Source organism: Blautia glucerasea, from assembly GCF_020537505.1.
In the GTDB taxonomy this organism is placed as follows: Bacteria; Bacillota; Clostridia; order Lachnospirales; family Lachnospiraceae; genus Blautia_A.
This window is the reverse complement of the sequence record NZ_JAJBMO010000034.1, coordinates 1-19,257: the sequence shown is the minus strand read 5'-3', so window position 1 is coordinate 19,257 and position 19,257 is coordinate 1. Positions and strand designations below refer to the sequence as shown.

The 19,257-nt window shown below is 45.5% G+C and carries 16 protein-coding genes and 1 tRNA gene; 13 read left to right on the top strand and 4 right to left on the bottom strand.

Translation table 11 applies throughout. The features are described from left to right. The first annotated feature begins 57 nt into the window (after positions 1-57). The 4 genes from LIQ05_RS17790 (at position 58) to LIQ05_RS17775 (ending at position 3,927) form a co-directional block, all read left to right on the top strand. Positions 58-984, top strand: coding sequence for a nucleotidyltransferase family protein (locus LIQ05_RS17790; protein ID WP_226822742.1), 927 nt, complete (start codon positions 58-60; stop codon positions 982-984). Between the two features lie 3 nt (positions 985-987). Then, a complete protein-coding gene (locus tag LIQ05_RS17785; RefSeq protein WP_226822741.1) occupies positions 988-2,106 on the top strand; it encodes a phosphotransferase enzyme family protein in 1,119 nt (372 codons plus the stop codon). 176 nt (positions 2,107-2,282) lie between these two features. Further along, positions 2,283-3,299, top strand: a complete 1,017-nt coding sequence (gene galE, locus LIQ05_RS17780) for a UDP-glucose 4-epimerase GalE (RefSeq protein WP_226822740.1) — start codon at positions 2,283-2,285, stop codon at positions 3,297-3,299. A 19-nt stretch (positions 3,300-3,318) separates the two neighbouring features. Further along, entirely contained in the window at positions 3,319-3,927 is a 609-nt protein-coding gene (locus tag LIQ05_RS17775) for an HAD family hydrolase (protein ID WP_226822739.1), read from the top strand. Positions 3,928-3,992: 65 nt separating this feature from the next. On the opposite strand, the gene LIQ05_RS17770 is transcribed toward LIQ05_RS17775, so the two are convergent. Continuing rightward, a tRNA-Phe gene (locus LIQ05_RS17770) sits at positions 3,993-4,065 on the bottom strand. Positions 4,066-4,358: 293 nt separating this feature from the next. Between LIQ05_RS17770 and LIQ05_RS17765 the strand changes: the two genes are divergently transcribed. The 5 genes from LIQ05_RS17765 (at position 4,359) to LIQ05_RS17745 (ending at position 9,079) form a co-directional block, all read left to right on the top strand. Then, the gene (locus LIQ05_RS17765; RefSeq protein ID WP_226822738.1) at positions 4,359-5,366 is read left to right on the top strand and encodes an NAD(P)/FAD-dependent oxidoreductase; all 1,008 of its coding nucleotides are present in this window, start codon (positions 4,359-4,361) and stop codon (positions 5,364-5,366) included. 112 nt (positions 5,367-5,478) lie between these two features. Continuing rightward, complete coding sequence (gene trxA, locus LIQ05_RS17760; protein ID WP_226822749.1) at positions 5,479-5,814, top strand: thioredoxin; 336 nt, start codon at positions 5,479-5,481, stop codon at positions 5,812-5,814. A 4-nt stretch (positions 5,815-5,818) separates the two neighbouring features. After that, complete coding sequence (locus LIQ05_RS17755; RefSeq protein WP_226822737.1) at positions 5,819-7,561, top strand: B12-binding domain-containing radical SAM protein; 1,743 nt, start codon at positions 5,819-5,821, stop codon at positions 7,559-7,561. Positions 7,562-7,697: 136 nt separating this feature from the next. Beyond that, a complete protein-coding gene (locus LIQ05_RS17750) occupies positions 7,698-8,408 on the top strand; it encodes an AIR synthase-related protein (RefSeq protein ID WP_226822736.1) in 711 nt (236 codons plus the stop codon). Between the two features lie 170 nt (positions 8,409-8,578). After that, positions 8,579-9,079 (top strand): tRNA (cytidine(34)-2'-O)-methyltransferase, encoded by a 501-nt coding sequence (locus LIQ05_RS17745; RefSeq protein ID WP_226822735.1) that lies wholly within the window; start codon positions 8,579-8,581, stop codon positions 9,077-9,079. A 192-nt stretch (positions 9,080-9,271) separates the two neighbouring features. Here the strand turns inward: LIQ05_RS17745 and LIQ05_RS17740 are convergent, their stop codons facing one another. The 3 genes from LIQ05_RS17740 to LIQ05_RS17730 form a co-directional block, all read right to left on the bottom strand. Next, positions 9,272-10,720, bottom strand: coding sequence for a sensor histidine kinase (locus LIQ05_RS17740; RefSeq protein ID WP_226822734.1), 1,449 nt, complete (start codon positions 10,718-10,720; stop codon positions 9,272-9,274). Beyond that, complete coding sequence (locus tag LIQ05_RS17735) at positions 10,717-11,418, bottom strand: response regulator transcription factor (RefSeq protein WP_226822733.1); 702 nt, start codon at positions 11,416-11,418, stop codon at positions 10,717-10,719. The genes LIQ05_RS17740 and LIQ05_RS17735 overlap by 4 nt, the downstream gene beginning before the upstream one ends. Positions 11,419-11,507: 89 nt before the next feature. Then, positions 11,508-13,889, bottom strand: a complete 2,382-nt coding sequence (locus tag LIQ05_RS17730) for an endonuclease MutS2 (protein WP_226822732.1) — start codon at positions 13,887-13,889, stop codon at positions 11,508-11,510. A gap of 424 nt (positions 13,890-14,313) precedes the next feature. Between LIQ05_RS17730 and LIQ05_RS17725 the strand changes: the two genes are divergently transcribed. The 4 genes from LIQ05_RS17725 (at position 14,314) to tnpA (ending at position 19,103) form a co-directional block, all read left to right on the top strand. Then, the gene (locus tag LIQ05_RS17725; protein WP_226822731.1) at positions 14,314-15,261 is read left to right on the top strand and encodes a 3'-5' exoribonuclease YhaM family protein; all 948 of its coding nucleotides are present in this window, start codon (positions 14,314-14,316) and stop codon (positions 15,259-15,261) included. Positions 15,262-15,266: 5 nt separating this feature from the next. Next, entirely contained in the window at positions 15,267-16,643 is a 1,377-nt protein-coding gene (rlmD, locus tag LIQ05_RS17720) for a 23S rRNA (uracil(1939)-C(5))-methyltransferase RlmD (protein ID WP_226822730.1), read from the top strand. Further along, positions 16,640-18,562, top strand: coding sequence for a DUF6020 family protein (locus LIQ05_RS17715; RefSeq protein ID WP_226822729.1), 1,923 nt, complete (start codon positions 16,640-16,642; stop codon positions 18,560-18,562). The genes rlmD and LIQ05_RS17715 overlap by 4 nt, the downstream gene beginning before the upstream one ends. 148 nt (positions 18,563-18,710) lie before the next feature. Beyond that, positions 18,711-19,103 carry an IS200/IS605 family transposase gene (gene tnpA, locus LIQ05_RS17710; protein ID WP_226822728.1) on the top strand — a complete coding sequence of 131 codons (393 nt, stop codon included), beginning with the start codon at positions 18,711-18,713 and terminating at the stop codon, positions 19,101-19,103. Positions 19,104-19,257: the final 154 nt, after the last annotated feature.

The following is a 19,257-nucleotide window of genomic DNA, read 5'->3' as shown; positions in this document are numbered from 1 at the left end:
TAATCTTGTAATTTCATAAATATCCATTTTAAGGATAAAACGGGAGGTAGCAGTAATATGAAAAAGCCAGCATTAGTAGTAATGGCAGCCGGTATGGGAAGCAGATACGGCGGTCTGAAGCAAATCGACCCTGTTGACAAGGAGGGAGACATTATCATTGATTTTTCCATCTATGATGCGATCCAGGCTGGATTTGAGAAAATCGTATTTATTATAAAGAAAGAGAACGAAGCAGATTTCCGTGCGGCTATCGGAGACCGCATGGGTAAGCACGCAGAGGTTGTGTTTGTATTCCAGGATCTTCACAATCTGCCGGAAGGCTTTGAGGTGCCGCAAGGACGTGTAAAACCATGGGGAACCGGTCACGCGATCATGAGCTGTATGGATGTAATCGACGGACCATTTGCAGTCATCAATGCAGATGATTATTATGGACGCCACGCATTTCAGATGGCATACGACTTCCTTACACAGAACCAGGATAAAGACGGTGTTTACCAGTACATGATGGTTGGTTATAAGCTGGAGAACACCCTTACGGATAACGGTCATGTTGCCCGTGGCGTATGCGTGACTGATGAAGAGGGATACCTGAAAGATATTAACGAGCGTACCCACATTGAGAAAAAAGATGGCGGTGCAGCTTACACAGAGGATGATGGTGCTACCTGGAATGAGCTTCCAATGGACGCTACCGTCTCCATGAATATGTGGGGATTTTCTGCAAGCATCCTGAAAGAGCTGAAGGACAGATTTCCAGCATTCCTGAAAGAGAACGTTGAGAAAAATCCGCTGAAGTGCGAGTATTTCCTTCCATTTGTTGTAGATGAGCTTCTTTGTGAGAAGAAAGCTACTGTTAAGGTTCTGAAATCCATGGACAAATGGTACGGCGTTACCTATAAAGAGGATAAGCCGGTAGTGATGAATGCGGTTCAGAGGATGAAGGATGAAGGCATGTATCCGCAGAAGCTGTGGGAGGACTAATACGTGGAAAAAGCAAAAGATGCAAGCCGCCAGGAGCTGCTGGAAGTGATCAGCAATTTTGATTTTTGCGGGAAGCTTGAAGAAGTGGGGATATTTGGAAATGGTCATATTAATGAGACCTATCAGGCGGTATTTTTCACAGAGAATGGAAAGAAACGCTATATCCTCCAGAAAATGAACAAGCAGATTTTCCAGGATCCTGTTGGCCTTATGGAGAATATCAGTGGTGTTACTTCCTGGCTGAGGAAGAAAATCCTGGAGAACGGCGGGGACGCTGAGCGTGAAACCCTGAATATTGTAAATGACAGGGCTGGAGCTCCTTATTTCGTTGATAAAGAGGGCGAATACTGGAGAGCTTACCTGTTTATTGAAGATGCCACCTGTTTCGACCAGGTAGAAAGTGACGGGGATTTTTACCAGAGCGCCCTTGCATTTGGTAATTTTCAGCGTCTTCTTGCAGACTATCCTGCAGAGACTCTTCATGAGACGATTCCAAACTTTCACAATACAGTGAAGCGTTTTGCGGATTTCAAAAAGGCTGTGGAAGAGGATGCCTGCGGACGTGCTGCGGAGGTTCAGAAGGAAATCAGGTTTGTTCTGGAAAGAGAGCAGCTGGCTCATACACTGGTGGATCTGCAGGAGGCTGGCAGGCTGCCTCTTCGTGTTACCCATAACGACACCAAGCTGAACAACATCATGATTGATAATAAGACACGGAAAGGAATTTGTGTGATCGATCTGGATACGGTAATGCCGGGACTTTCCCTGAATGATTTCGGTGATTCCATCCGTTTCGGTGCAAGCACAGCAGCCGAGGATGAGAGGGACATTTCCAAGGTATCCTGCGATCTTCATCTGTTTGATGTGTATGTAAAAGGATTTCTGGAAGGCTGTGGCGGAGCCCTTACCGATCTGGAAGTGGAGTTGCTTCCAATGGGAGCCATCCTTATGACCTTTGAGTGTGGAATGCGTTTTCTGGCAGATCATCTGGAGGGCGATCATTATTTCCGCATCCATCGTGAAAACCACAATCTGGACCGTGCAAGAACCCAGTTTAAGCTGGTCTGGGACATGGAACAGAAATTATCTGATATGAAAGCTATTGTACAAAAATATAAATAGTGGTATGCTAAACCAGACAGATGGATTTACACCTGTCTGGGTACCATAAATACAGGTAAAGGCTGATGCTGCCGATATTTCACGGCAGTTATTCTATAGATGGAGTGGGATTACTGGTCAAGTCGTGAACAGTAATACAGCAGAAGGCCTTTGCACCAAACGAGGAGGAAAATATCATGGCAATTTTAGTAACAGGCGGTGCAGGATACATCGGGAGTCACACAGTTGTAGAGCTTCAGAATTCCGGTTATGACGTAGTAGTTCTGGATAATCTGTCTAATTCCAGCGAGAAGGCACTTGACAGAGTTTCCAAGATCACAGGCAAGCCAGTGAAATTCTATAAGGCAGACATCCTGGACAGAGAAGCCCTTGACCAGATTTTTGATAAAGAAGACATTGACTCCTGTATTCATTTCGCCGGACTGAAGGCTGTTGGAGAGTCCGTTGTGAAGCCATGGGAATATTATGAGAACAATATTGCAGGAACCCTGACTCTTGTAGATGTAATGAGAAAACATGGCGTTAAGAATATTATTTTCTCTTCCTCTGCAACTGTATATGGCGATCCGGCACAGATCCCGATCACAGAGGAATGCCCGAAAGGACAGTGCACGAACCCATATGGTTGGACAAAATCCATGCTGGAGCAGGTGCTTACAGACATCCAGAAAGCAGATCCAGAGTGGAACGTAATGCTTCTTCGCTACTTCAACCCGATCGGTGCCCACAAGAGCGGAACTATCGGTGAGAACCCAAATGGTATCCCGAATAACCTTATGCCATACATTACACAGGTTGCTGTCGGCAAGCTGAAAGAGCTTGGTGTATTTGGAAATGACTATGACACTCCGGATGGAACTGGTGTGAGAGATTATATCCACGTAGTTGACCTTGCAAAAGGCCATGTGAAGGCTCTTAAGAAGATCGGGGAAAACCCTGGTCTTGCAATCTATAACCTTGGCACTGGTAAGGGCTACAGCGTTCTTGATATTGTGAAGAACTTTGAAGCAGCTACAGGTGTAAAGATCCCATATGTGATCAAACCACGCCGTGCTGGTGATATTGCAACCTGCTACTGCGATGCGTCCAAAGCTGCTAAGGAGCTTGGCTGGACGGCAGAGAACGGTATCCGTGAGATGTGTGAGGATTCCTGGAGATGGCAGAGCAATAACCCGAATGGTTATGAAGATTAATTTTAAAGGATAAATACATATGATTCAGAATCTGATTTTTGATGTTGGAGATGTTCTGGTGGAGTACCGCTGGTTTGAAATGCTGACAAAGGATTACGGTCTTTCAGAAGCTGAGGCGAAGCGGATCGGCAGAGAAATGTTCGACAATGAAATATGGGTGCAGGGACTGGATGGTGGAAGATTAAGCCTTGAGGAAGCCATTCATCAGTATGAACTGAAGTATCCGGATGATGTGGATGTGATGGGCTGGTTCCTTGGAAATGGAGAGCAGATGGCTGTGAAACGTCCGGAAGTCTGGGATAAGGTTGCAGCACTGAAGGAAAAAGGCTATAAGATCTACCTGCTTTCCAATTACTCAGAAGAATTGTTCCACATGCATACTAAGGGAGCGAAATTCCTGGATGTGCTGGATGGCGGTGTGGTTTCCTATCAGGTGCACGCTTTGAAGCCAGACCGGGAGATTTATGAGATCCTTCTGGAAAAATATAACCTGAAAGCAGAAGCGTGTCTGTTTTTCGATGACCGCGCCGATAACGTGGAAGGTGCGAAGAAGGTAGGAATTCAGGCGATACAGGTGACATCAAGAGAGATGCTGAATGAAACATTAGATAAAATGCTTACAGAGTAAATGAGGTCGCCCCTCCGGGGGCGGCTTTTTCTAATCATTCATTGTAAAAAAGGAAAATAAAAAAATGCCCAGAGCCGGAATCGAACCAGCGACACGAGGATTTTCAGTCCTCTGCTCTACCAACTGAGCTATCTGGGCATTCATAAGTTCTTAGAACCTACAGTGCATATAATAGCACAGAAATCTACTTCACGCAAGAAAAATTTTCAAAAATCTGTAAATTCGAAAAATTCACTATGAAAGTCTCGTGCATCCTGAAGCACGTTGCTGAAAAGCGTAACGGGGAGATTGGACATTCCTTTCATTGTAAAATCCATGCCTTGCTTTTCATATATAGTAATGTTAGAATGGCAGTAGCCTGAAAGAAAAATCTATGGCAGAATATTGTCGGGAATTTCTTACAGGTAATCTGACGAAAGGCAGGTGAAGCTATGGAAAAAGTGATCATTATCGGTGCAGGACCGGCGGGAATTTCAGCAGCCTTGTATGCAGTCAGGGCGAACATGAATCCGCTGGTAATCAATAACGGTATTGGAGCTTTGGAAAAAGCTGAAAAAATAGAGAATTATTATGGTATGGAACACCCTGTTTCCGGGAAAGAATTATTTGAGACCGGAATTGCCCAGGCGAAGGCATTGGGCGTGCGGATCCTGGAAGCCCAGGTTCTGGGAATCGGTGGATTTGACACCTTCCAGGTGAAAACTACAGCTGGTGACTTTGACACCCTCAGCGTGATCCTTGCCACCGGCAGTAAGCGGAAAGCTCCTGCAATTCCGGGAATCCGGGAATTTGAGGGAAGAGGTGTCAGCTACTGCGCAGTATGCGATGCCTTTTTCTACAGAGGGAAGGACGTGGCTGTACTTGGAAACAGTGATTTTGCTCTTCACGAAGCAGAAGAACTGGCTCCTATGGCTGGTTCGGTTACAATCTATACAGATGGGAAGAAACCGGAATTTTCCAGGAAAGCTCCTTTTACTGTAAATACCATGAAAATTCAGTCCGTGGAGGGCGATGAGAAGGTGTCCGGACTGCGGCTGCTTTATGAGGGGGAGAAGGATGCAGGGCAGGACACTGATGGAGAAAATAAGCTTCCGTTTTTGCAGGAAGGAAAGAAATCAGAAGTGGAAGTGTCAGAGCTTCATAGTCAGGAGAGTCCGGCGGATGGTTACAAAGAAACATTTGCCTCTGCAGACGGTGTTTTCGTAGCACTTGGAACCGCAGGAAGCGCAGAGATGGCCAGACAGATGGGCGCAGCTCTCACCGAGAAGGGCAATATCAAGGTCAACGAAAAGATGGAAAGCACTATCCCCGGGCTTTTTGCAGCCGGTGACTGTACGGGCGGACTTTTGCAGGTAGCGAAGGCCGTTTACGATGGGGCACAGGCAGGGCTCAGCGCCAACCAGTATGTGCGAAATAAAGAAAAATCAGTAAAAAAATAAATTGAGATAGTTATTGCTAATGGTAATGTTATATGAGTTACTGGAACTGAAATGGTGAAAAACTACATTTAACTGACAGATTGTATAATTTACGTTTATAGTTTAACAGTAAATTAGAGAGAATAATAGAAAGGATGAATCAATTATGGCAAAAGTAATCACAACGCAGAATTTTGAAGAAGAAGTATTAAAATCTGAGAAACCATTTCTTCTGGATTTCTGGGCAACCTGGTGCGGTCCATGCATGCGTCAGGGCCCGATCGTAGAGGAGCTGGGCGAAGAAGGTTACGCAGTAGGAAAGCTTGATGTAGATCAGAATATGGAGCTTGCACAGCAGTTCCGTGTTATGAGCATTCCTACCCTGATCATTTTCAAAAACGGAGCAGAAGCACACCGTCTGGTTGGGCTTACTGACAAAGAAGAATTAAAGAAACTGCTGGATGAATGAGCAGATGAAGATATTACTTGCAGCATGCAATGCTAAATATATACACTCCAATCTGGCTATTTTTAATCTGAAAGCCTATGCAAAAGAATATGGTGATAACGTTGTACTTCGGGAGTACACCATTAACCAGCTGAAGGATGACATCTTAAAAGACATCTACAGATGCCATCCCGATGTTGTGTGTGTATCCTGTTATATCTGGAACATCACCTTTGTTCGGGAACTGATGCAGGATCTGCGGAAGATCCTGCCTGATGTTCCGTTCTGGGCTGGTGGCCCAGAGGTATCCTACGATGCAGAAGAGTTTTTGAAAAAGAATCCGGCATTTGATGGTGTCCTGGTAGGCGAAGGGGAGGAGACCTTTCTGGAACTGGTGAAATACTATGCAGAAGGAAGCATTTCGCTGGAAGAGACAACCGGACTTGTGTACAATAAACCGGACGGTACCATTCAGAATAATGGATGGCGTCAGCTTATGGATCTTAGTAAGGTGCCGTTTGCGTACAAAAATCTGAAAGATTTTGAAAACCGTATTATCTATTATGAGAGCAGCCGTGGCTGTCCTTTTTCCTGTAGCTATTGCCTGTCTTCTATAGACAAGAAACTGCGTTTCCGTGACCTGGAATTAGTAAAAAAAGAGCTGCAGTTTTTCCTGGATCACAAAGTACCACAGGTGAAATTTGTGGACAGAACCTTCAACTGCAAGCATGACCATGCCATGACTATCTGGCAGTACATAAAGGATCATGATAATGGGATTACCAATTTTCATTTTGAAATATCGGCAGATTTGTTAAAGGAAAATGAATTGGAGCTGATGCGCACTATGCGTCCGGGACTGATCCAGCTGGAGATTGGCGTGCAGTCCACAAATCCGGACACTATCCGTGCCATTCACCGTACCATGAATTTTGAAAAACTGGCAGAAATTGTAAATAAAATCCACAGCTTCAAAAATATTCACCAGCATCTTGATCTGATCGCAGGTCTTCCTTACGAGGATTATGACAGCTTTCACAGATCTTTTAACGATGTCTATGCCCTTCGTCCACAACAGCTCCAGCTTGGATTTCTGAAGGTTTTGAAGGGCTCTCACATGAAAGAGATGACGGAAGAGTACGGCATTGTGTATAAGGAACTGGAGCCTTATGAGGTGCTGGGAACCAAATGGTTGCCTTATGAGGATATTTTGCGCCTCAAAATGGTAGAAAGTATGGTGGAATTGTATTATAATAGTGGGCAGTTCCAGAATACCATTGCCTGTGTGGAGCCATTATTTGAGGACGCGTTCACCTTATATGAGAGGCTGGGACAGTTTTATGAGAAAAAGGGCTATTCGGAGATTTCCCATTCCAGAATGCGCAGATATGAGATCCTGCTGGAATTTGTGAAGGAAGAACTGGAAGAACAGGAATCTGAAAAGCTGGCAGAAAATCAGAAACTGAAAGCGGGAAATTCAGCAGAAACAGCTGAGGATGATAACAGAAATGTGGATACTGTAACCTGGGAGAAAGTGGCAGACAGTATGATCTACGACCTGTATCTCCGTGAGAATCTGAAGAGCCATCCCTCCTTTGAGATGGATCAGAAGCCTTACGAGAAAGCAGTCTGGGAGTACAGACGCCTGGAAAAAGTGCCGAAGACTGCTCATATTGAAGTGTTCCGCGATGGCAGAATACTGATGTTTGATTATGAAAACCGGGATCCGCTGCTTCATAATGCGGCGGTGAAGAAAATTCAGTTATAGTAAAGAAAGGAAGTATCCTATGGGAATGTTTGATCCAAAGAAAAGAAAACTTGTGACTGCCATCATTGCAGTTATCCTTGTTCTTGCAATGGTTGTGCCTACCGTTATTTCTCTTCTTCTGTAAGGAAACGATAAGATGAGACTTGGGCAAGCGGCTATGGAGGCTTTGCAGGCGGAAATCTGCGGGCTTCTTACGCCTGGAAATGAACTTGTGGTAGCTGGTGCTGTTGCCCTTGAGGGGACAGTGCAGATTGCAAAGATGAAGCATGATATTTTAAGAGAGCATTTTTCCGAAAGCTTTCTCCGAAACGCTGGTGAGCTGAGAGCTGTCTATGGGACAGTAGGAGAAAATGATGACAGCTGTGTGTTGCCTGAAAATAAGGAAGATTGTTGTGGAGAACAGCTGGCAGCAGGTGGAAAACGTAGTGCTCCGATTATTGAAAAGGTGGAAGGCTGCGCTGCATGGAAAGCGGCAGAGGCTGCTGGAGCGACAGCGCTCTATGTCATGGGGGAGGGCGGCTTTTTAAGTGCGCTGTGGAAAATGGCAGAAGCATCCCAGGTAGGGCTGGAAATGGACTTTACGAAAGTTCCTATCCGCCAGGAAACTATTGAGATTTGTGAAATTTTTGACATAAATCCATATAAGCTGAATGCCAGGGGCGCCATCCTGATCGGAATTCCGGCTGGAGAGGCATTGGTGCAGGAGCTTCACAGACAGGGAATGATGGCAGCTGTGATCGGTCAGACCAATGATGGAAACGACAGAATGCTCTATTATAACGGAAAGGGCAGATATCTGGAGCGCCCGGCAAAGGATGAAATATATAAGGTACTGTGTGAAAAATAAAAAGATATAGAAAAGATATGGCAGGAAACGTTATTGCCTATTCCTATTTGGAAGAGAGTAAGGTTATATTGGAGCGTGTTTATAAAAGCCTTCTACAAAGTGGAATGAATATTTTGCAGAAATGATTTTCAAACATTCTCTGAAATTCTGTAAATACAGGAGCAGAAAAAATGGGAACATTAAACATTGTACTTCATGAGCCGGAGATTCCGGCAAATACAGGAAATATTGGACGTACCTGTGTAGCAACAGGTACCAGACTCCATCTTATTGAGCCTCTTGGGTTCTCTTTAAGTGAGAAAGCCCTGAAGCGTGCAGGAATGGATTATTGGAAAGATCTGGATGTGACTACCTATCTGGATTATGAAGACTTTCTGGAGAGGAATCCGGGAGCAAAGATCTATTATGCAACGACGAAAGCACCTCAGACCTACGCAGATGTAAAGTATGAGGACAACTGTTTTATTATGTTTGGCAAGGAAAGTGCAGGAATTCCGGAAGAAATCCTTCGGGACAACCAGGAAACCTGCGTTCGGATTCCAATGGCCGGCGAGACCAGATCTTTGAATCTGAGCAATTCTGTGGCAATCATTCTCTATGAAGCCTTCCGCCAGCATGGCTTCGAGCATTTGAAGCTGGAAGGGCATTTGCGGAAATATGACTGGAAATAAAGGGAAGATGGATTTATAATTTTCGCAGTAATGTATTTCAAGATACATATAAAATGATAATAAAAGACCTACAGCATAGCAGAAGTGTTTTGCATATGTTGTAGGTCTTTTTCGTAAGTTTGGGGATGACGGCGCCGCAGGCAAAATTCCCAGAGGTTGTTCTATTAATGAAGCAGTTAACGACTACACAATTTATTTTACTTTCTTCAAAGTAAAGATAAATTCCGTTCCAACCCCTTCTGTACTGATCACATTAATATTCTGATTATGTGCCTTGATGATTTCTTTCACAATAGAGAGTCCAAGCCCTGTTCCCTTTCTGTCTTTTCCCCGGGAGGTATCTGTCTTATAGAATCTGTCCCATACCTTGGACAGGCTTTCTTTTGGGATTCCCACTCCATGATCCTTTACAGAAACGAAAACCTTGTCATTTTTTACAGAAGTTTCAATATTAATAGAAGAATTATCATTACTGAATTTAATGGCATTGTCCAATAAATTGTACAGTACCTGCTGGATCTGTTCCATATCTGCTTCCACAAAAAGTTCTTTTCCATAGAGCAGCAGTTCCAGATCAATATTCTTTTTTGAACAGGTTCCCTCGAAGGTATTGGCTGTATTTTTGATCACGTCGTTAATGTCAAATCTGCGGATATTCATCATTCGCTTCCGTTCATCCAGATCATTCAGCACCAGAAGGCTTCGTGTCAGTTTTTCCAGGCGGTCAGCCTCATGGGAAATGATATTTAAGTATTTATCCTGCAATTCCGGCGGGATCGTACCATCCAGGATCGCTTCCACATATCCCTTGATGGAAGTAAGAGGAGAACGGAAATCATGGGAAACGTTGGCAATAAAGGTCCGCTGGTATTCACCGTTCTGGTTGATCTTGTCTGCCATGTAGTTCAAGGTATTGGCAAGATAACCCATTTCATCCTCTGACTTCACCGGAATGCGGTAGCTTAAGTCACCGTTGGCATATTCGGAAGCTCCTTTGATAATCTGCTTTAAAGGAATATGGATCCATTTCTGATAGCAGAGAAGAAGCACGCCGCAAAGCGCATACACAGCCAGGAAAACCATCTGGAGGATCCCGAGAAGACCGCTTCGTTTCTGGTAAAGCTGCTGCATGTCATAATGATAAGTGACATATCCTTCTGTTACGTCGGAATTTTCCACAGGTACCATCACATTAAGATGTGGACTGGAAAAATATCCATAAAAATTATTGATGGTATACTGGGCATTAAGCCAGAAATCCAGGTCAGAATCCGGAATGATAATTGTATGGGGAGCAGAAGAAGCTTCCACAGCAGATTCCGTATAACTAAGGCTGTAATCCAGATCCGGAGACTGCACCAGCACCTGGAAATCCTGATCCAGGACCAGAATTCCGGCGCCCTCCCCGGTAGATAGAATATCTGCCAGTTTTTCCAGTCCAGAGATATCTCCGGCGGCAAGCTGCTGTACTGTTATCTCATCCGATGCGAAGCGCACTGCGCTGTCATGAAGCCTTGTACCTACCTCGCCTTCAAGGTAAATCTCCACAAAGTGGGAGCCTCCTGCTGTGGCGAAGAGGAAACTGAGGATTCCAATGAGAATATAGCAGCCGATTAGTTTGCTGTGGACGGTCTTTCTCATTCGCTTTTTACCTCAAATTTATAGCCGATTCCCCAGACTGTGGAGATAGACCAGCTTGGATGATCCTTGATCTTTTCGCGGAGACGTTTGATGTGAACATCTACTGTTCTGGTATCGCCAATATACTCATATCCCCAGATGTGATCCAGAAGCTGTTCTCTCGTAAATACCTGGTTTGGGGATGATGCAAGAAAGTAAAGAAGCTCCAGCTCCTTCGGCGGCATGTCCACCTGTTTTCCCATATAGGTAACAGAGTAATTGGTAAGATTGACTGTAAGGTCCGGGTAAGTGGCGCATTTCTCGTCGCTTACCACAGCGGTCTGCCTGGGCTGGAAACGGCGGAGCACAGCGCGGACCCGGGCAACCAGCTCCTTGGAATCAAATGGCTTGATAATATAATCGTCGGCGCCCAGCTCTAACCCCAGCACCTTGTCGAAGGTTTCGCCCTTGGCGGAGAGCATGATGATGGGGACATCTGAGGTATGGCGGATCTCGCGGCATACCTGATAACCGTCAATTCCTGGAAGCATCAGATCCAGAAGAATCAGGTTGGGGTGGAAGGCCTGAAATTCTTTCAAGGCCAGTTCGCCGTCATTTACGATTTTTGTTTCGAAACATTCTTTGGTAAGATACAGAGAAATCAGCTCTGCAATATTGTTGTCATCATCGACAATGAGGATTTTCTGTTTAGCAACCATAGTTCGTTTCTCCTTATAAAATTTATAGTAAAGTCCAGAAAAGTGCCTGCAAAAGCACATGCCCAAAAGGGAAAAGGAGGATTTTTATGTTACTTCTTAAATTCCACGATCGTAACACCTGCATCACCCTCGCCAAATTCTGCCAGATGGAAATCAGCCACATGCTTCTGGCGGCGGAGATAGTTATGCACGCCCTTTCGCAGTGCGCCGGTACCTTTACCATGTACAATACGCACACTCTTTAAATGAGCCAGATAAGCATCGTCCAGATATTTGTCCAGCTCGGCAACTGCCTCATCCACTGTTTTTCCAAGAAGATTGATCTCTGTGGAAACGCTGGTGGACTTGGACATACGGATCTTGCCTGCTCCTGTGCGGGAAAGTCCGGGGGTGTTGATAACCGGCTCGTCTACAAGCTCCAGGTCGGAAATGTGGACCTTGGAACGGATAATACCCATCTGTACGAACAGGAAGCCCTTGGAATCCGGATGACTGCTGACCGTTCCCTTGAGATTCATGCTGAGCACTTTTACGGTATCGCCAAGGGAAAGATCCTTTGGCTTCAGCTCTTTCTTTGGCTTTCTCACAGTGGTATTCATGGACATGCCCTTTTCGGCTTTGTTCATGCGGTTTCGAAGATTCTGGCGCTCTTTTTCAATGGCAGCAGTATCCACATGATCCTTCTGGAATTTGTGGAACATTTTCATGGTCTGGTCCGCATATTCCTTGGTATCTGCCAGGATCTTTCGCGCTTCTTCGTTGGCTTCGCGTAAGATCCGTTCTTTGCGCTCATCCAGCTTCTCCTGCTTGGACTCTAACTCCTGTTTCAGGGAGGCAATCTCTGTTTTATAACGCTCTACTTCCTGACGCTCATTTTCGATGATCACACGGCTGTTTTCCAGGGAGGTAAGGACATCCTCGAAGGACTCGTCCTTCTGGCTGATCTGTTCCCTGGCACGCTCAATGATAAAGTCCGGAAGGCCAAGCTTGGAAGAGATGGCGAATGCGTTACTCTTTCCGGGAACGCCGATCAGGAGGCGGTAAGTAGGACGTAGGGTTTCTACATTAAATTCGCAACAGGCATTTTCAACCCCGTCTGTAGAGAGGGCGTAAACCTTCAGCTCACTGTAATGGGTGGTTGCCATGGTGCGGATGCCCTGTTCATGCAGGAAAGACAAAATGGAGATGGCAAGGGCTGCACCCTCTGTAGGGTCAGTGCCAGCGCCAAGCTCGTCGAAAAGCACCAGAGAGTCCTGGTCGGCTTTTTTCAGGAAGGACACCACGTTTGTCATATGGGAAGAAAAAGTACTGAGAGACTGTTCAATGCTCTGTTCATCCCCGATATCGGCATAGACCTCATGGAAAACAGAGAGCTCAGAACGATCCAGGGCTGGAATGTGAAGTCCGGCCTGTCCCATCAGGGTGAGCAGCCCTACTGTTTTCAGAGAAACCGTTTTACCGCCGGTGTTTGGTCCGGTTACCACAAGCAGGTCGAAATCTTCCCCAAGACGGATGTCAATGGGAACGGCCTGTTTCTTCGGAATCAGGGGATGGCGTGCCTGTTTCAGGTGAATGCGTTTCTCTGTATTGAAAATAGGCTCTGTGGCATTCATATCCAGGGCAAGTCCGGCTCTTGCAAAAATGAAGTCCAGCTGGATCATAATGTCCAGGTCGGCTCGGATGGCATCTGTATTCTGGGCAGTCTGCTCGCTTAAAGTGGCGAGAACGGCTTCGATCTCTTTCTGCTCCTGGAGCTCCAGCTCACGGATGTCGTTGTTCAGCTTGACAATGGCCAGAGGCTCAATAAATAAGGTGGAGCCTGTGGAGGACTGGTCGTGGATCATGCCTGGAACCTGTCCTTTGTATTCGGCTTTCACCGGGATACAGTAGCGGCCGTTTCGCATGGTGATAACGGAATCCTGCAGGTAATTGCGGGCACTTCCGTTTACCAGGGAGGCCAACTGGGTGTGGATGCGGTCGTTGGCGACCTTCATGCTGCGGCGGACGTGCATCAGGCCGGCACTGGCATCGTCGCTGATCTCATCCTGGGAGAGGATGCAGCGGCGGATCTCGGAAGAGAGGGGGGTCAGCGGCTCCAGGCTCTCGAACATGCCATCCAGGGAGTCTTCCCTTGCATCTCCCCGTTCATTGCGGGAGTATGCTTTTACCCGGTTGGTATTTTCCAGAAGTCCGGCAATGGCAAGGAGCTCAGAGATCCCAAGGGAGCTTCCGATCTCCAGGCGTTTCAGGGAGCTGCGCACGTCTTTGACGCTTCCGAAGGAGATGTTTCCCTTCTGGAAAAGGCGGGTGAGGGCGTCCCTGGTCTGGAGCTGCATATGGCGGATTTCATAAACATCTTCAGATGGCAGAAGGTGTCTGCACAGGTCTTTTCCCATCAGGGAGGAGGCCTTCTCTGTCAGCTGGTCGATGATCTTGTAGTATTCAAGTGATTTTAAAGCTTTTTGATTCATGATTTCTCCTGTAAATTTAGTTGCTATTTTGTGTGCTAAGTTTCAGCCAGTACACAGCGTTCGGGCAATGGGTATTACTCCAGCGAACCATTTCAGGCGCGCCCTTAGCGTAGATGAAATCCAGCGCTTACGAAGACTTAGGAGTGACGGCTCTCCGGAACTCCTTAGTCGCAGTTAGCGATTAGTTCATCGTAGCGTTGCGCCGGTGAGTGAGTAATACCCATTGTCCGAATGCGTCCCTCCTGAAGAACTTTTAATCCACAAAATAGCAATTTAATAACAATGTTTACTGCACTTCTTATTGTACATGATTTACAGAGACTTGAAAAGGAAAAAGTGCCTGTAAATTCATAAAATGTTCATAAATATTTGGTATGCTATAAAAGATTTGGATTCGTTTGTTAATTAGAAAGGGAAGGAAATTATGCGTTTTTTAAACGAGTTACATGAGGGCGACCGGATCAGCGGTATTTATCTGTGCAAGCAGAAGCAGCCAGCTGTGACCAAGAATGGCAAGCCTTATGAGAATATTATCCTCCAGGACAAGACCGGAGTGATGGATGGCAAGATCTGGGATCCCAATTCTCTGGGAATCGACGATTTTGATGCCATGGATTACATTGAGGTCATGGGAGACGTGACAAGCTTTGCAGGAGCTATGCAGCTGAATATCAAACGCGTGCGCAAGGCAGGAGAGGGAGAGTATAACCCGGCAGATTATCTTCCGGTAAGTGAGAACAGCACAGATGACATGTACACCCAGCTTGTGGCCATGATCGGTACTGTGAAGAATACGTACCTGAATACACTTCTGAAGAAACTATTTATGGAAGATCAGGAATTCCTGAAATCCTTCGAGGAGCACTCCGCAGCTAAAACCGTACACCACGGCTTTATAGGCGGACTGATGGAGCATACCTTAAGCGTTGCCAAGCTTTGCGATTACATGGCATCTGCTTACCCGGTGATCAAGCGTGACATGCTGATCACAGCAGCCCTTCTTCATGATGTGGGCAAGACAAGAGAGCTTTCCTCATTTCCTCTGAACGATTACACTGACGAGGGACAGCTTCTGGGACACATTATCATCGGTGCCCAGATGATCCACGACCTGGCGAGAGAGATCCCGGATTTTCCTCTGGAGCTTGAGAACCAGCTGGTACACTGCATCCTGGCCCACCACGGCGAGCTGGAATACGGTTCTCCCAAGAAACCGGCTATGGTAGAGGCAGTAGCCCTGAATCTTGCAGATAATACAGATGCCCGTATGGAGACTCTCACTGAGATCTTCGCAGCAGATAAGAGCAAGAAGGAATGGCTTGGATACAACAGATTGTTTGAATCAAACTTAAGAAAGACAGGAGAATGGTAATCTTTATGGAATATCGTAAGAATGATATTGTTACGTTAAAGATTGAAGATTGCGGAATTGACGGTGAAGGTATCGGAAAGGCTGATGGCTTCACCGTTTTTGTCAAAGACGCAGTGATCGGAGACACAGTTCGCGCAAAGATCATGAAAGCGAAGAAAAATTACGGTTACGGAAGAATGGAGGAGATCCTTACCCCATCCCCTGACCGTGTAGAGCCAAAGTGCCAGTTCGCAAGACAGTGCGGCGGCTGTCAGCTGCAGGCCCTTTCCTATGAGAAGCAGCTGGAATTTAAGACAGCCAAGGTACGGGGGCATCTGGAACGGATAGGCGGATTCACAGACCTTCCTATGGAAGAAATCCTGGGAATGGAGCAGCCCTTCCATTATCGGAATAAGGCCCAGTTTCCAGTTGGTAGATCAAAAGATGGCAGGATCATCACAGGTTTTTATGCAGGACGCACCCACAGCATTATTGAGAACCGTGACTGTGCCCTTGGCGTAACCCAGAATAAAGAGGTGCTGGACTGCGTGATCGCCCACATGGAGAAATTCCATATCCAGCCCTATGATGAGACAACAGGCAAGGGTCTGGTGCGCCATGTGCTGATCCGTTATGGCTTTTTCACAGATGAGATGATGGTCTGTCTGATCATCAACGGGGAGAAGCTGCCCGGGGAAGAGGCACTTGTAAAATCCCTTCGGGAGATCCCCCAGACCACCAGCGTGATGGTAAATGTGAATAAGAAGCGAAATAATGTGATCCTTGGAGAAAAGGTTCGTCTTCTCTGGGGACAGCCTTATATCACAGATAAGATCGGGGAGATTTCCTATCAGATCTCGCCGTTGTCCTTTTTCCAGGTCAATCCTTACCAGACCGGACGCCTTTATGGAAAAGCACTGGAATATGCAGAGCTTTCCGGCAATGAAACGGTGTGGGATCTGTATTGTGGAATCGGAACCATTTCCCTGTTTCTGGCACAGCAGGCGAAGATGGTACGGGGTGTGGAGATCATCCCTGCTGCCATTGGGAATGCTAAGGAGAACGCACGGCTCAATGGATTTGAGAATACGGAGTTTTTCGTGGGAAAAGCAGAAGAAGTGCTTCCAGCGCAGTATGCCCGCACTGGCGAGCGCGCAGATGTGATCGTGGTAGATCCACCGCGGAAGGGCTGTGATGAGACGCTGCTTGCCACCATCATCGAAATGCAGCCGGACCGTGTTGTCTATGTAAGCTGCGATAGTGCAACTCTTGCAAGAGACCTGAAGTATCTTTGTGAGAGAGGCTATGAGCTGAAGAAGGTCTGTCCTGTGGACATGTTCCCGAATACCGTGTCGGTAGAGACGGTGGCACAGCTTGAAAAAAGGGAGGATGGAAGTCTTTGAAGAAATTGCTGAAAAGTAACATTGCAGTTTTGGGATATGCGCTTTTAACCTGTTTTTTCTTTACCTTTAACGTCAGCTCCGGGTCAATCATGCTATTTACAAGAAGCAATCTATCCCTTGCAAGAACCAGCATATTTTTATTGCTGTTTGTAAGTTACCATGTGATCATCCGGAGATTTCCCCAGGGTTACCCTGTAGGATTTCATATAATAGCAATTTTACTCAGCTGTTTTTGCTCCTTTGCGTCGGTTATGGGAATGTTTTATTCTACTGCACCACGAAGAGGGGCTGAAGTTAATTTTGTAAATGTGATCACGAAAAGCTATGGGGCACTTATAAAATTCACCATTGTTTTTCTGGGAGGCGTACTGTTTTTCTACCTGTTTACAGGAGCTGTTGGAATCCTGGGAAAATCTATGAAACAGCATTTTTTCCCCAAGAAGCTTTACGAAAAATATGGAAGCTTCGAAATCCCATACGTGAAGCGTTTTTTTTCTTTTCTTCTGGGGGAAAAAAGCTTTTTGAAAACTGCAGTTTTTATAGCGGTCTGCTGGCTTCCTCATTTCATTGCCCGTTATCCGGGAATTGTGACTGTGGACAGTGAGATCAGTCTTCTTCAGTATTATGGAGTGACAGAGTATACCACACAGCATCCGATCATCTATATGCAGCTTTTAGGGCGTTTCGCAGATCTGGGAAACTGGCTTGGAAGTGTGAGCCTGGGCTTATTTTTCCTGCTGTTGATACAGTGTGTGATCCTTTTGATGGCAATGACTTATATGGTGGATACCATGAAGAAATTTCATATGCCCGCCTGGCTTTTGAATACCACGCTTGTGATCATTGGTTTCGCCCCTTGCTTTACTGGCTATATTGCAGCCTTTGTAATTGATGTGTTCTATGATGCGTTTATTGTTCTTTTTATCATTGAACTTGTGTGGTACCTTTTTAAACCGGAGGTTTATTTTAGTTCCTGGAAACATCCTGCATGTACCATTGCTGCTGTGTTGGGAATGTTTTTTAGAAAGAATGGAATTTATGTGGTAGCTGTAGTTTTGCTTTTTGTGGCTGGAAGAGAGCTCTATATGATTCTTCATAAGAAACAAAGCATGCGGGCGGCGCTTATGTTCCTGGCATTTTTATTTCTTCCAATGTGTGTCGGAAAAATAAATGATGCAGCTCTTTATAAAAAATACGATGCAAAGAAAATTTCCACCCGTGCGATGCTGGCAATTCCGCTGCAGCAGATCGGAAGATATGTATTGAATAATAAGGATGACCTTACGGACGAAGAAATTGCTTCCATTCAGGCAGTTATGACCTATACACCGGAAGAATATGCAGAGAAATATCGTCCATATAATATGGATGGAATAAAGTGGGGATTTAATGATGATGCCACTTCTGAAGAGCTGAAAGCTTTTTTCCAGACCTGGTTCCAGCTTTTTATGAAGCATCCGGATACGTATATCGATGCTACTTTAAATCAAAATTATTGTCTGTTCAGTCCACTGAAGGATAATATAAAGTATTATGATAGTACCAGGGAATCGTTGCTGGAGATTGATAAAGTAGATTTTTCGGAGGTTTATAAGCAAAATAACGGAAATGGAATTTTGAAAAAGCTTACAAAGGAATATTACAAGAGATTTTGTGACATTCCCCTGTTTGGACTTTATGTAAATCAGGGAATTCTTGACTTCCTGCTTCTTTCCATATGTCTGTATTGTCTGTTTGATAAAAATGGAAAGCTTCTGGTAGTGTCGCTTCCGCTGCTTCTGACTCTGGCGGTCACCTTTGTTGGTCCGGCAGCTCACGGACATCCAAGATATACATTTCCTATTGCATATGCCATGCCGTTATTTTTCGGACTTTATCTCGGTGAATGGGGATGCGGGGCCAAAAAGAAAAAATTATAAAATTGAAAATTAATGAAAAGCCTAATCCCCCAGCTATGCTGGGGAGAATGGAGTAGGCGGAAGCGGTGAGGATAACAAAATAAAGCCTCCTGTGATATGATGAGAATGGTGTCGCAAGCCAAACTCAAAATCAAAGGAGGCGGTCCAAATGGACAATAAAAGTCTATCACATACTCGCTGGAAATGCCAGTATCATATCGTATTCATTCCTAAATATAGGAAGAAAGTATTGTATGGAAAGGTACGAGAAGATGTGAGAGAAATAATTGCGGGAGCCGTATGTATCGATCATGTGCATTTAAGCGTAGCAATTCCACCGAAATTTAGTGTATCAGACTTTATGGGATATCTGAAAGGGAAAAGCACATTGATGCTTTACGACAGACATCCAGAACTGCAAAGTAAATGGGATAAAGCCTTTTGGGCTAGAGGATATTATGTTGAAACAATCGGCAATATAACAGATGCAGCAGTTCAGAAATATATAAATGAGCAAGCAGAGGAATCGAGAAGAGAAGATTCCAGTAGTACCGCTTTATAGCGGGCCAGTAAAAGTGCTTGCGATACCGCCCTTTGGGGCGAGCAGTAACAATGGCCCTTTGGAGGGCCAAGGATAAACCACCAGTTGAACTGGTGGTTGCAGACTGTAGACAAAGCCCTGCTTTTGCAGGGTTTTGCTATTGTTGGAACCGCTT

Bases quoted from the DNA above. Each gene is read 5' to 3' on its own strand.
- LIQ05_RS17790 (WP_226822742.1), top strand. From the start codon at position 58: ATGAAAAAGCCAGCATTAGTAGTAATGGCAGCCGGTATGGGAAGCAGA.
- galE (WP_226822740.1), top strand. From the start codon at position 2,283: ATGGCAATTTTAGTAACAGGCGGTGCAGGATACATCGGGAGTCACACA.
- LIQ05_RS17775 (WP_226822739.1), top strand. From the start codon at position 3,319: ATGATTCAGAATCTGATTTTTGATGTTGGAGATGTTCTGGTGGAGTAC.
- LIQ05_RS17765 (WP_226822738.1), top strand. From the start codon at position 4,359: ATGGAAAAAGTGATCATTATCGGTGCAGGACCGGCGGGAATTTCAGCA.
- LIQ05_RS17755 (WP_226822737.1), top strand. From the start codon at position 5,819: ATGAAGATATTACTTGCAGCATGCAATGCTAAATATATACACTCCAAT.
- LIQ05_RS17750 (WP_226822736.1), top strand. From the start codon at position 7,698: ATGAGACTTGGGCAAGCGGCTATGGAGGCTTTGCAGGCGGAAATCTGC.
- LIQ05_RS17745 (WP_226822735.1), top strand. From the start codon at position 8,579: ATGGGAACATTAAACATTGTACTTCATGAGCCGGAGATTCCGGCAAAT.
- LIQ05_RS17740 (WP_226822734.1), bottom strand. From the start codon at position 10,720: ATGAGAAAGACCGTCCACAGCAAACTAATCGGCTGCTATATTCTCATT.
- LIQ05_RS17735 (WP_226822733.1), bottom strand. From the start codon at position 11,418: ATGGTTGCTAAACAGAAAATCCTCATTGTCGATGATGACAACAATATT.
- LIQ05_RS17730 (WP_226822732.1), bottom strand. From the start codon at position 13,889: ATGAATCAAAAAGCTTTAAAATCACTTGAATACTACAAGATCATCGAC.
- LIQ05_RS17725 (WP_226822731.1), top strand. From the start codon at position 14,314: ATGCGTTTTTTAAACGAGTTACATGAGGGCGACCGGATCAGCGGTATT.
- rlmD (WP_226822730.1), top strand. From the start codon at position 15,267: ATGGAATATCGTAAGAATGATATTGTTACGTTAAAGATTGAAGATTGC.
- tnpA (WP_226822728.1), top strand. From the start codon at position 18,711: ATGGACAATAAAAGTCTATCACATACTCGCTGGAAATGCCAGTATCAT.